Origin of the sequence: uncultured Halovibrio sp. (assembly GCF_913056445.1) — a bacterium.
GTDB classification, from domain to species: domain Bacteria; phylum Pseudomonadota; class Gammaproteobacteria; order Pseudomonadales; family Oleiphilaceae; genus Halospina; species Halospina utahensis_B.
Genome location: NZ_CAJXMA010000002.1, coordinates 1 through 13,288, shown reverse-complemented (window position 1 = coordinate 13,288; position 13,288 = coordinate 1). Strand labels below are relative to the sequence as shown.

Below are 13,288 nucleotides of genomic sequence, written 5' to 3'. Positions count from 1 at the left end.
CATGTGGATAGTGCGACTGATTCTAGCAGGAACACAGTCTACCACAGTTTACAAACCAAGCGCTTGCTAGGTATATTCAGTCGAACCAATGGCAAGCACACAGAGGACCACCACCATGAGCGCCCCCCAGTCACTGCGCATCGGCTGCGCCGCCGCCTTCTGGGGCGACACCCAGACCGCCGCGCGCCAGCTCGTGGAAAAGGGCAACCTGGACTACCTGGTCTTCGACTACCTGGCCGAAATCACCATGTCAATCATGGCCGGCCAGAAAATGAAGGACCCCAGCCAAGGCTATGCCCGGGACTTTGTCGATACCGTCATGGGGCCGCTTCTTGGGGAGGTCAGCAACCAGGGCCTAAAAGTCATCAGCAATGCTGGTGGCGTGAACCCCACCGCCTGCCGCGATGCCCTCCAGGCCCTGGTGGATGAACAGGGCCTGGACCTGAAGATCGCGCTGGTGCTGGGCGACGACCTGATGCCACAAAAAAGCGAACTCTCGAAGGCCGGCATTACCGAAATCGACACCGGCGCCCCCCTGCCCGACATGATGGTCAGCCTCAACGCCTACCTCGGTGCCCCGGGCATCGTGCAGGCGCTGGAACAGGGCGCGGACATCGTCATCACCGGCCGCGTCGCCGACAGCGCCGTCGTCCTGGCGCCCCTGATGCACGAATTCGGCTGGAGCTTCGACGATTACGACCGTCTCGCCCAGGGCAGCCTCGCCGGCCACCTCATCGAATGCGGCGTCCACGCCACCGGCGGCAACTTCACCGACTGGGAACGCGTCGCCGAGAGCTTCGACAACATGGGCTTCCCCATCGCCGAGGTGGGTCCGGACGGCAGCTTCACCCTGACCAAGCCCCCGGAAACCGGCGGCGAAGTCAGTTTCGGCACCGCGGCGGAACAACTCGTCTACGAAATCGACGACCCGCGTGCCTACTACCTGCCGGACGTCATCTGCGACTTCACCAACGTCACCATCGAGACAATCGGCCCTGACCATGTCCGCATCAGCGGCGCCCGCGGCCTGCCCCCGACCCACACCTACAAGGTCGCCGGCACCTGGCCCGACGGCCACAAGTGCACCGTCACCTTCCTGCTCGCCGGAATGGATGCCGCCAGCAAAGCCGAAGCGGTTGCCAGCGCGATACTGCGCAAGTCCGAACGCCTGATCCAGGAACAGGGCTACGCCCCCTACAGCGACACCAGCGTGGAACTGCTCGGCACCGAAACCACCTACGGCCCCCAGGGCCGACACGGCGACACCCGCGAAGTGGTCATCAAGATCAGCGCCACCCACCCGGACAAGAAAGCCCTGGTCATCTTCTCCCGCGAAATCGCCCAGGCCGGCACCGGCATGGCCCCGGGCCTGACCGGCATCGTCGGCGGCCGCCCCACTGTCTGGCCCAAGATCCGGCTTTACTCCTGTCTGGTGCCCAAGGAGCAGGTATCGGTGAGCGTGGAACTCAACGGTGATAAGACCGAAGTGGCAGTACCACAGACAGGCGGCTTCTCACGGGATCAAGTCGCGGAACCCGTGGACGTACCGGCCCCGGAAGGAAACGCCGACACCGACGTCCGCCTGGTCGACCTCGCCTGGGGCCGCAGCGGCGACAAGGGCGACCACTGCAACATCGGCATCGTCGCCCGCCGCCCGGAGTACCTGCCGTGGATTGCGGCTGCGCTTACTGAGAAGCGGGTAGCCGAATGGATGGGACACACACTGGACCCGGAAAAAGGCGAGGTCCTGCGCTGGCACATGCCCGGCATCAACGCCCTGAATTTTCTGCTGAAACACAGCCTGGGAGGCGGCGGCGTGGCCAGCCTGCGAATCGATCCCCAAGGGAAGGCCTTTGCGCAGCAGTTACTGGAGATTCCTGTGGCTGTGCCTTCGAGTTTGCTGCCGTGATTACTGCAGCATGCCGGCTCGGAGGAGGCGCCAAAGTGGGGAGTGCTGCGAGCTTCGCGGTGACGCAACCGAGGTAAAAAATGAAATGTGTAGGAGCGAAGAGGCAGGTTAGCGCCACCCCAAACGTCGGAAGCCCCGATTTGGGGCATGCAACCAACAACCAGACCTGGGACAAGAGACAAAAACCCGATGAGCTACCAATCAATCTTCAAAGACGGCCTGTTCGAGAACCAGACCATCATCGTCACCGGCGGCGGCTCCGGCATCGGCCGCTGCACCGCCCATGAACTGGCCGCCCTGGGTGCCAACGTCATCCTCATCGGCCGCAAGCTCGAAAAAGTCCAGGCCGTCGCGGATGAAATCAGGGAAGATGGCGGCACCGCCCATCCCTACAGTTGCGACATCCGCGACGAAGACGCCGTCAAACCCGTCATCGAAAGCATCATCAAGGACCACGGCCCCATCCACGGCCTGGTCAACAACGCCGGCGGCCAGTTCCCCTCGCCGCTGGCCGGCATCAACCAGAAAGGCTGGGAAACCGTCGTGCGCACCAACCTCACCGGCGGCTTCCTCGTCTCCCGCGAGGTCTACAACCAGAGCATGACGAAAACGGGTGGTGCCATCGTGAACATCGTCGCCGACATGTGGGGCGGCATGCCCGGCATGGGCCACTCCGGGGCCGCCCGCGCCGGCATGGTGAACTTCACCCAGACCGCCGCCGTGGAATGGGGCGCGTCCGGCGTGCGCGTGAACGCCGTCGCCCCGGGCTGGATCGCCTCCAGCGGCATGGACAGCTACCCGGACAGCATGAAGTCCTGGATCCGTGGCCTGCGCGAGGCCGTGCCCTGCAAGCGCATCGGTACCGAAGCCGAGGTCAGCAGCGCCATCTGCTTCCTGCTCTCCCCCGGCTCCCGCTTCATCTCCGGCGACACCCTGCGCATCGACGGCGGTGCCTCCCAGGGCGGAAGTGTCTGGCCCCTGCCGAAAGCGAAGAACAATGAAGCCTTCAACGGCTTCCACCGGGCGGTGACGCCCCGGGTACTCCAGGACGACGAGGACTGAACGCCATGCAGGTGATTGAATCCACCATCGATCCCAACAGCCCGGAGTTCGCCGAAAACGCCGAGGCCATGCAGACAGAGATCGAGACCTTCCGTGCTGTCGAGCGGCTGGTGCGCGACAAGGCGGAAGAAGCCAGGGAGAAGTTCAACCAGAAGAACAAGCTCCTGCCCCGGGACCGCATCAACCTGCTTCTGGATCGCGGCAGCCCCTTCCTCGAAATCTGCCCGCTGGCCGGCTACAAGATGCACGATGACAAGGACGGCTCCATGGCCGGCGGCGGCATGATCTGCGGCATCGGGTACGTGGGCGGCGCCCGCGTGATGGTTTCCGCCAGCAACAGCGCCATCAAGGGCGGCACCATCACGCCGGCAGGCCTCGATAAGACCCTGCGGGCCCAGGAAATCGCCATGGAGAACAACCTGCCGGTGATTTCGCTGTCGGAAAGCGGTGGCGCCAACCTCAACTACGCCACGGACATCTTTGTGCCCGGCGCCCGGGGCTTCGCCAACCAGGCCCGGATGTCCGCCGCCGGTATCCCCCAGATCACCGTGGTCCACGGCAACGCCACCGCCGGCGGCGCCTACCAGCCGGGGCTGTCCGACTACGTCATCGTCGTGCGCAACCAGTCCAAGATGTTCCTGGCCGGCCCGCCCCTGCTCAAGGCCGCCACCGGTGAGGTCGCCACCGATGAAGAGCTCGGCGGCGCGGAGATGCACAGCGAGGTCGCCGGCACCGCCGAATACCTGGCGGAGAACGACGCCGACGGCGTACGCCAGGCCCGCGAAATCATGGCCACCCTCGACTGGAACAAGACCCTGCCGGCACGGGCGCCACAGACCTGGGAAGAGCCGCTTTACAGCCCGGATGAACTACCCGGCGTCATCCCGGCGGACAGCCGCAGGCCCTACGACGTACGCGAAATCCTCGCCCGCATCGCCGACGGCTCACGCTTCCTCGACTTCAAGAACGATTTCGACAGCCAGACCGTCTGCGGCTGGATCGAGGTCTACGGCCGCTCCGTGGGCATCATCGGCAACAACGGCCCCATCACCCCACGCGGCGCCGCCAAGGCCGCCCAGTTCATCCAGCTCTGCGACCAGTCGCAGACGCCGCTCCTGTTCCTGCACAACACCACCGGCTTCATGGTCGGCACCGATTCCGAGCAGAACGGCATCATCAAGCACGGCTCCAAGATGATCCAGGCCGTCACCAACGCCCGGGTGCCCCGCATCGCGGTGGTCGTGGGCGGCTCCTACGGCGCCGGCAACTACGCCATGTGCGGCCGAGGCCTAGACCCGCGCTTCATCTTCGCCTGGCCCAACAGCCGCACCGCCGTCATGGGCGGCGCCCAGGCCGGCAAGGTGATGCGCATCGTGGCCGAAGAGAAACAACGCAAGAACGGCGTCGAGCCCGACCCACAGCAACTAAATGTACTGGAGCAGTCTACCGCCAAGAAACTCAACGACGGCTCCCACTCCCTATTTGGCACTGCCCGACTCTGGGATGACGGACTGATTGACCCCAGGGACACACGCCGGGTCGTGGGCGAGGCGCTGGCGATCTGCCAGGAAGGTGATGAGCGCGAGCTCCAATCGAATAGTTTTGGCGTGGCGCGCCTATGAGAACCACGGCGGCGCTACCTGAACGTTTGGAAGGCTCTGGAGTGGGGGAGTCTTTCCGGGAGGCTCGATGACAGGGATGTCATCGCGCCAGCGCCCATGGATGGGTTCACAGCGGTCCCGGAAAGACTCCCCCACTTCAGAGCCCGGTACACAACAACCAGTCTAGAGACAAGACAGAGGCCAGAACCCAATGCAATTCACCGAAGAACACCAGGCCCTCAGAAAAACCGTCCGCGATTTCGTCGAAAAAGAAATCACCCCCAACTGCGACGAATGGGAACGCGACGGCCGCTACCCCATCCACGAGATCTTCAAGAAACTCGGCGACCTGGGTCTCCTCGGCATCCAGAAACCCGAGGAATACGGCGGCATGGGCCTCGACTACAGCTACAACCTCGTCGCCGCCGAAGAATTCGGCATCGCCGCCGCCGGTGGTGTGCCCCTGTCCATCGGCGTCCAGACCGACATGTGTACTCCGGCACTGGCCCGTTTCGGTTCTGCCGAGCAGAAAGAGGAATTCCTGCGGCCATCCATAACCGGGGAAAAGGTCGGCTGCATCGGCGTCAGCGAAGTCGGCGCGGGCTCGGACGTCGCGGGCCTGAAGACCAATGCGAAATCCGACGGCGACGACTACATCATCAACGGCCACAAGATGTGGATCACCAATGCGCCCAGCGCCGACTTCATCTGCCTGCTGGCCAACACCAGCGACGACAAGCCGCACAAGAACAAGAGCCTGATCATCGTCCCCATGGACACGCCCGGCATCAGCGTTGCGCCGCACCTGGACAAGCTCGGTATGCGTTCCTCCGAGACCGCCCAGGTCTTTTTCGACGATGTGCGCGTGCCCAAGCGCAACCGCATCGGCGCCGAAGGCACCGGCTTCATGATGCAGATGCTGCAGTTCCAGGAGGAACGCCTCTGGGGCGCTGCCAACGTCATCAAGGCACTGGAAGGCTGCGTGGATAAAACCATCGACTACTGCCGCGAGCGCGAGACCTTCGGCCAGCCGCTGATCAACAACCAGGCCATCCACTTCCGCATGGCCGAGCTGCAGACGGAGATCGAGGCGCTGCGTGCCCTCACCTACCAGGCCTGCGAACTGCACGTGGCCCAGAAGGACGTCACCCAGCTCGCCTCCATGGCCAAGCTCAAGGCCGGGCGTCTGGGCCGCGAGGTGACCGATGCCTGCCTGCAGTACTGGGGCGGCAATGGCTACATGTGGGACAACCCGGTCTCGCGGGCCTATCGCGACGTTCGCCTGGTCTCGGTGGGCGGCGGTGCCGACGAGATCATGCTCGGCATCATCTGCAAACTCATGGGCACGCTGCCCGGCAAGCAGAAAGGAGACTCGTGATGGCCACGCTCCCCGAGTGCGAGACGCTGAAACTGGAACGGTCCAGCAGCATCCTGCATCTCACCCTCAACCGGCCGGACAGCCGCAATGCCATGAGCCTGGCCATGGTCCACGAGCTGCGCTCGGTGTTTGCCGCCATTCGCGACGACACAGGGGTGCGGGCCGTGGTCCTGCGCGGCACCGGCGGGCACTTCTGTGCCGGGGGTGATGTGAAGGACATGGCCTCGGCGCGTGGGCAGAAGGCGGAGGATGGCAGTGATCCGATCTTTGAGCTGAACCGGGCCTTTGGGCATCTGTTAAGCGAAACGGAGTCGGCGCCGCAGACGACGGTCGCGGTACTGGAGGGCGCCGTCATGGGCGGCGGTTTCGGGCTGGCCTGTGTGTCGGATGTCGCCCTGTGCCTGGAGAGCGCGAAATTCGGGCTACCGGAGACAACACTGGGGATCACGCCGGCGCAGATTGCGCCCTTTGTGGTGCGGCGGATCGGGCTGACCCAGGCGCGGCGGCTGGCATTGACGGGGCATCGGTTTGATGGGAGCGAGGCGTTCTGGCTTGGCGTTGTACATGACTTTGCCAAATCCGGTGAGGAGCTGGATCAGAAGCTGAGGCAGGTGCTGGAGCGGATCCGGCATTGTGCGCCCGGGGCTTCGCAGATGACCAAGGAGCTTTTGCTGGCGGTTGAGAGTGAGCCGCTGGATGAGTTGCTGGATCGGGCGGCTCGGGATTTTGCAGGGGCTGTTCGGGGGCATGAAGGCCAGGAGGGAACAATGGCGTTTATGCAGAAGCGGAAGCCTTCGTGGGCTGAGGAATAGCGTCGTCTCCAGATGGTTGAGTTGGTTGCAGGTGTCGGCACGGGGGAGGTCTTTCAGGGACCGCTGTGAACCCATCCATGGGCGCTGGCGCGATGACATCCTGTCATCGAGTCTCCCTGAAAGACCTCCCCCGCACCGACACCCCGAAAACCATTGGAAAACGCTACGAGAAATACTGTAGGAGCGAGCTTGCTCGCGATTGTTTCCAGGATCGCGAGCAAGCTCGCTCCTACAGAACACCAATTAGATCACCTTTATGGGTGCAGGTCGGATGTTCAACAAACTATTGATAGCAAACCGCGGCGAGATCGCGGTGCGGGTGAACCGGACGGCCCAGGCGCTGGGGTACCGGACGGTCGCGGTGTTCAGTGATGCGGACCGGGACGCGCCGCATGTGCGGATGGCGGATGAAGCGGTTCGCGTGGGGCCGGCACCGGCGGGGGAATCGTACCTGAACATTGAAGCCATCCTGGAGGCGGCACGCCTGACCGGGGCGGATGCGGTGCACCCGGGGTATGGATTTCTCTCGGAGAACGCGGCGTTCGTTTCGGCCTGCGCGGAACACGGGATCACCTTCATCGGGCCGCCAGCGCATGCCATGGAGTTGATGGGCAGCAAACGGCGATCCAAGGAGGCGATGGCCGAGGCGGGCGTACCGACGGTGCCGGGCTTCCAGAGCACGGAGACGGATCCGTCGCCCTGGCAGAAGGCTGCCGATGGGATCGGGTACCCGGTGATGATCAAGGCATCCGCCGGTGGTGGCGGACGGGGCATGCGGTTGGTGCATGAGCCCGACAAACTGGCGGATGAGCTGGCCAGGGCGCGCTCGGAAGCGGAGTCGGCCTTCGGCGACGGGGAGCTGATCCTGGAGAAGGCGATCGTCCGGCCACGACATATCGAGATTCAGGTCTTCGCGGATCAGCAGGGTCATGCCATCCACCTGGGGGAACGGGACTGCTCCGTCCAGCGCCGGCACCAGAAAGTGGTCGAGGAAGCGCCCTCGCCGTTCGTCGATGAATCCATGCGTCAGGCCATGGGCGATGCGGCGGTGAAGGCCGCCCAGGCCTGTGGTTATGTGGGCGCCGGCACGGTGGAGTTCATCGTGGACGAGGCGCAGAACTTCTACTTCCTGGAGATGAACACGCGCCTTCAGGTGGAGCACCCAGTCACCGAGGAAGTCACGGGACTGGACCTGGTGGAACTGCAGCTCCGGGTCGCCCAGAGCGAACCATTGCTGTTGCAGCAGTCGGATGTCCGCATTCAGGACCACGCCATCGAAGTCCGGCTCTATGCCGAGGATCCCGCCCAGGGGTACATGCCTCAGACCGGCCCGCTCCACCGCTGGCGCCCCGCTCTGGGTGACGGAATCCGCGTGGATGACGGCATCCGCGAGGGAAACGCGGTCACGCCGCACTACGACCCAATGATCGCCAAGATCGTGGCACGCGGCCAGGACCGCAACAGCGCCCGGCGCAGACTGATCCGATCCCTCGAGGATACGGTCCTGCTCGGCGTCACGCACAACGCCTGGTTTCTCTCCCGCATTCTCGCCCATGAGACTTTTGCCGCCGGCGAGGCCACCACGGCCTTCCTTGAGACCGAATTCCAGGGCGACCCCAGCCTTTCCCCGCTTGACCCCACAACCGCGGAGCTGGCCCTGGCGGCGCTCATGCTTTACCGGACAGGCATCACCGGCCCCCTTGAGGATCACGCAGGCTGGAGCAACAGCCTGCCCAGTGCCTGCCCGATCCAGCTGGCGACCGGTGAGGGACAGCAGTGGGTCCGACTGACCGATCAGCGGGGCCTGATCGAGGCGCAGGTCGGTGAAACCCGCCATGAGCTGCGGATTGAGTCCCAGGATGCGAATGAGTTGGTCGTCACCCTCGACGGTGTGCGTCAGAAGAGCCAATATCAGATTGTCGGATCAACCCTATATTGTCACGCCAAGGGTCGCGCCCTGCGTTTTGAGGACACGACCCACGCTCCGGCCCGGCGGGCCGACGAACAGGGCAGCGGCGAGGTGCGCGCCACAATGGATGGCGCCGTCGTTGAAGTGAGCGTGACCGAGGGTGACCGGGTCCAGGCCGGCCAGACACTGGCGGTACTGGAAGCAATGAAGATGGAACACCCACTCAGGGCCGATCGCGACGGTGAGATCACCGGGGTCCGGGTCAGCACCGGCGACCAGGTGCGCACCCGCCAGATCCTGATGACCGTCACGGCCGACGCCTCACGCGACGCGGAGAGCAACAATGACAAGTAACCTGAACGGAAAGACGGTCCTCATCACCGGCGGCAGCCGCGGCATCGGCCGCGCCATTGCCCTCGCCTGCGCCCGGCAGGGCGCCAACATCGTGGTGGCCGCGAAGTCCGACGAGCCGCACCCGAAGCTGCCCGGCACCATCCACACAGTGGCCGAGGAAGTTGAAGCCGAAGGCAGCCGCGCGCTGGCGCTGAAGCTGGACGTGCAGGACGAGAACCAGGTCGCCGAGGTCATGCAGAAAGCGGCGGACCACTTCGGCGGCATCGACTGCCTGGTCAACAACGCCGGCGCCATCCGCCTGCAGGGCGTGGCGGACCTGCCAGTCAAGCGCTACGACCTGATGCAGTCCATCAACGCCCGCGCGGTCTTCGTGTGCTCCCAGGCCGCCCTGCCCTGGCTGCGCGAATCCGACCACGGTCACATCCTGAACCTGTCGCCCCCCATCAGCCTGAACCCGAAGTGGTTCGCCAGCAACGCCCCCTACACGGTGAGCAAGTACGGCATGTCCATGCTGACCATTGGCATGGCGGAAGAGTTCCGGAAGCTGCCCGTGGCAGTGAACGCGCTCTGGCCACGGACGCTGATCGCCACCGCGGCGATCGAGTTCGAGGTGGGCGGTCCGGACCTGATGGCGAAAGGCCGTAAACCCGAGATCATGGGCGACGCGGCGGCGGCCATCCTCCAGCGCCCGCCCTCGCGCACCACCGGGCAGTGCCTGATCGATGACGATGTGCTGGCGGAAGAGGGTGTGAGCGATCTGGAGCACTATCGCTATGACCCGAACGGGCCGGAGCTGATGAAGGACTTTTTCCTCGACGACTGACACGACACAAGACTCCGAGGGTGCCGGCCGGGGGCAGTGATCCGGGAAGCTCTGGAGCCAGGGATGGCGGAAGAGCAGCCTACAGGGATGTACTCGTGGCGATTCCCGGAGCACTGCCCCCGATCGGCGCCCCGCAGACAACTTGAAGGAGCCCCATGACCACGGATCAGATCCGAGCCACCGACGTCATCCGCAAAGTCCCCGGCCTCATCCGCAAGGCTCCGTACATGGCCCGGGGCCTCTACTACTATTCAATGAGCGACGACGAAAAGGCCCAGAGCATCGGCACCTTCGTCGAACGCAACGCACGCCGCCACAGCGAAAACGCTGCCATCCACTACGGCGAGCAGACCCTCACCTGGCACCAGTTCAACCAATGGGCCAACCAGTACGCCCACTGGTTCCGCAGCCAGGGCCTGAAACGCGGTGACACCATTGGCGTTCTGCTTGAGAACCGCCCGGAACTCCTGGCGGTCGTCACCGGCGCGGGCAAGATGGGCATTGCCTGCGCCATGCTCAATACCTCGCAGAAAGGTGACGTCCTCGTACACAGCATTGGTCTGGTCGAGCCGGAAAAGGTTGTGGTGGGCGAGGAACTCCTGGACACGTTTGAAGCCATACGGGACCGCGTCACGCCGGAGGGTGACAACACCCTGCTGTACCTTGCCGACCGGGATGCCCGCAGCGACTTCGGCGACGCCCCAGAGGGCTATACCAATCTCGCCGAGGCCATCAGTACCGTCGATACACTGGATCCCGCGCCCAAGGACCCACCCCGGCTCGGCGACACCGCCGTCTACATCTACACCTCCGGCACCACTGGCCTGCCCAAGGCAGCCCCGAGCAGCCACCGCAAGTTCTTCAAGGCCAGCGGCAGCTTCGGGCTCATGGCCCTGAACATGACGCCAGACGACGTGCTCTACTGCAGCCTGCCCTTCTACCACGGCACGGCACTGCTGGTATGCTGGGGCTCCGTGCTCTCCGGGGCCTCATCACTGGTCATGAAACGCCGGTTCAGTGCCAGCCGCTTCTGGGATGACGTGCGCTACTACGGCGCCACCACTTTCGGTTACGTGGGCGAACTCTGCCGCTACCTGCTGAACCAGCCAGCCACCTCCCAGGATCGCAACCATCCACTGCGTAAGATGATCGGTAATGGGCTCCGTCCTTCCATCTGGAACGAGTTCAAGGAACGCTTCGGTATCGAACAGGTGGCGGAGTTCTACGCCTCCAGCGAAGGCAACATCGGGTTCACCAACGTCTTCAACCTCGACTGCACCGTGGGCATGTCCACGGCACCCTACAAGCTCGTGAAGGTGAAGGAAGGCACCAAGGAACCCATCCGGGACAACCAGAGCAAGCTGCAGGAAGTCGCAAAAGGCGAGCCCGGCCTGCTGATCGGCGAGATCAACCAGAAATGGAACTTCGAGGGCTACACCCGCAAGGAGGACACCGAAAAGTCCATCATCCGGGACGCCTTCAAAAAAGGCGACGCCTGGTTCAACACCGGCGACATAATGCGCGACATCGGCTGGCGCCACCTGCAGTTCGTCGACCGCATGGGCGACACCTTCCGCTGGAAGGGCGAAAACGTCTCCACTAACGAAGTGGAGAACATCATCGACGGCTTCGGGGGCTTTGAGGACATTGTCGTCTACGGCGTGGCCATCCCGGGCCATGACGGCAAGGCGGGCATGGCCACCCTGGTGCCGCGCGACCAGGCACCGGATCTGGATGCCCTGCACCGCTATCTGAAAGACAACCTTCCGCCCTACGCGGTGCCTGTCTTCCTGCGGCTGACCGAAGCCATCGAGACCACCGGCACTTTCAAGTACAAGAAAACCGACCTCCAGAAGCAGGCCTGGCACCCGGGCGACGAAGGCGATCAGGTGTTCGCGCTACTGCCGGGCGGCAACGGTTACCAGGAACTGGACAAGGCCACCGTGGCAGCCATCGACCGCGGCGAGATCGCCTTCTGAGGGAGAGTATCGATGACAGATCCAACGCCGAAGATCCATGCCTTCCAGGACGATGCCCTGGGCAACGATGATGCGGTAGCGCTGAAGGAACGACTCAAACGAGGCACGGTTTCCAAGCAGGACGTGACCCGGGCCGCCATCGAACGCCTGCGCCAGCTGGATCCACAGCTTAACGCTCTGGTGGCGGAATGCTTCCACGAGCCACGGCAAAGTACCCCGGGTCGAAACGGCAGCCTGTCCGGCATCCCGTCACTGCTCAAGGACAACACCGACCTCCAGGGGATTCCCAGCCGCCATGGCTCCGCCGCCATCCAGCCGCACCCGGCCAGGCACGACGGCGCCTACGCAAAGGAATTCCTGGCTGCAGGCCTGACTCTGCTTGGCAAGACGGCTCTCCCCGAGTTCGGTTTCAACGCCACCACCGAACCGGCCCACGACGAGCCGACCCGCAACCCCTGGAACCCGGCATTCTCAACCGGCGGTTCCTCAGGTGGTTCCGCGGCCATGGTCGCGGCTGGCGCCGTCCCCATGGCCCATGCCAACGATGGCGGTGGTTCCATCCGCATTCCCGCTGCCTGCTGCGGCCTGGTCGGGCTCAAGCCCACACGCGGGCGCCATGCTGTCAGTGAAACCGCCCGCCCACTACCGATCAATGTGGTCAGCGAAGGCGTGGTCACCCGCACGGTCCGTGACACTGCTCTATTTCATGCCGAAATGGAACGCGTGCACCGCAACCGCAAACTACCGCCCATCGGCCATGTCCAGGGGCCGGGCCAGAAGCGGTGCCGTGTGGGCCTGATGCCGGACTCCATCAACGGCACCCCGACCGACGAGGCCACCCGGCGCGCCGTGGAGGACACCGCCCACCAGCTGGAGCTCAACGGCCACCGGATCGAGCCCGTGGCCCCACCGGTGGATCCCTCGTTCCCGGAGGACTTCAAGCACTACTGGGGCATGCTCTCATTCCTGGCTACCAGCGGGGGGCGATTCGCCTTCGGCAAGGGCTTCGACGCAGACCAGGTGGACGGACTGAGCCGTGGGCTCTACCAGCGCTTCCGCCGCAACATGCACCGCCTGCCGGCCATCATCACGCGGCTCAAGCGCACCCGGAGTCAGTACGCCCGCTTCTTCGAGGACTACGACATCCTGCTCTCACCGGTGCTCGGCCACACCACGCCAGAGCTCGGCTGGCTGCACCCGGACGTGCCCTACGACACCCTGATGGAGCGCCTCTCCGCCTACGTGAGCTTCACGCCCTACTGCAACACGGCGGGCGGCCCAGCGCTGTCGATGCCCATGGGCTGGACCGAAGCCGGCCTGCCCATCGGCGTCCACCTGGCCGCCGGGCACGGGCAGGAGCGGTTGCTACTCGAGCTGGGGTATGAACTGGAAAGTGAGCAGAGCTGTTTCTGAACAGGGAACGCTTAACCCGAGCGGGCCTGTTGGGATGGTTCCTGGGCC

The 13,288-nt window shown here is 64.4% G+C and carries 9 protein-coding genes; all 9 read left to right on the top strand.

The features are described from left to right. Nucleotides 1-115 precede the first annotated feature (115 nt). Entirely contained in the window at nt 116-1,909 is a 1,794-nt protein-coding gene (locus QZ501_RS01030) for an acyclic terpene utilization AtuA family protein (RefSeq protein ID WP_295716528.1), read from the top strand. 189 nt (nt 1,910-2,098) lie between these two features. Then, nucleotides 2,099-2,971 carry an SDR family oxidoreductase gene (locus QZ501_RS01025; protein ID WP_295716527.1) on the top strand — a complete coding sequence of 291 codons (873 nt, stop codon included), beginning with the start codon at nt 2,099-2,101 and terminating at the stop codon, nt 2,969-2,971. Between the two features lie 5 nt (nt 2,972-2,976). Continuing rightward, nucleotides 2,977-4,593 carry an acyl-CoA carboxylase subunit beta gene (locus QZ501_RS01020; RefSeq protein ID WP_295716526.1) on the top strand — a complete coding sequence of 539 codons (1,617 nt, stop codon included), beginning with the start codon at nt 2,977-2,979 and terminating at the stop codon, nt 4,591-4,593. 190 nt (nt 4,594-4,783) lie between these two features. Next, nucleotides 4,784-5,950, top strand: a complete 1,167-nt coding sequence (atuD, locus tag QZ501_RS01015) for a citronellyl-CoA dehydrogenase (RefSeq protein WP_295716525.1) — start codon at nt 4,784-4,786, stop codon at nt 5,948-5,950. Further along, nucleotides 5,950-6,762 carry an enoyl-CoA hydratase-related protein gene (locus QZ501_RS01010; RefSeq protein WP_295716524.1) on the top strand — a complete coding sequence of 271 codons (813 nt, stop codon included), beginning with the start codon at nt 5,950-5,952 and terminating at the stop codon, nt 6,760-6,762. Before atuD ends, QZ501_RS01010 begins: the two co-directional genes overlap by 1 nt. Nucleotides 6,763-7,033: 271 nt before the next feature. After that, complete coding sequence (locus QZ501_RS01005) at nt 7,034-9,025, top strand: acetyl/propionyl/methylcrotonyl-CoA carboxylase subunit alpha (protein WP_295716523.1); 1,992 nt, start codon at nt 7,034-7,036, stop codon at nt 9,023-9,025. Next, nucleotides 9,015-9,848 (top strand): NAD(P)-dependent oxidoreductase, encoded by an 834-nt coding sequence (locus QZ501_RS01000; RefSeq protein WP_295716522.1) that lies wholly within the window; start codon nt 9,015-9,017, stop codon nt 9,846-9,848. The genes QZ501_RS01005 and QZ501_RS01000 overlap by 11 nt, the downstream gene beginning before the upstream one ends. A gap of 155 nt (nt 9,849-10,003) precedes the next feature. Next, nucleotides 10,004-11,827, top strand: coding sequence for a long-chain-acyl-CoA synthetase (locus QZ501_RS00995; RefSeq protein ID WP_295716521.1), 1,824 nt, complete (start codon nt 10,004-10,006; stop codon nt 11,825-11,827). A 12-nt stretch (nt 11,828-11,839) separates the two neighbouring features. Then, nucleotides 11,840-13,240 carry an amidase gene (locus tag QZ501_RS00990; RefSeq protein WP_295716520.1) on the top strand — a complete coding sequence of 467 codons (1,401 nt, stop codon included), beginning with the start codon at nt 11,840-11,842 and terminating at the stop codon, nt 13,238-13,240. Nucleotides 13,241-13,288: the final 48 nt, after the last annotated feature.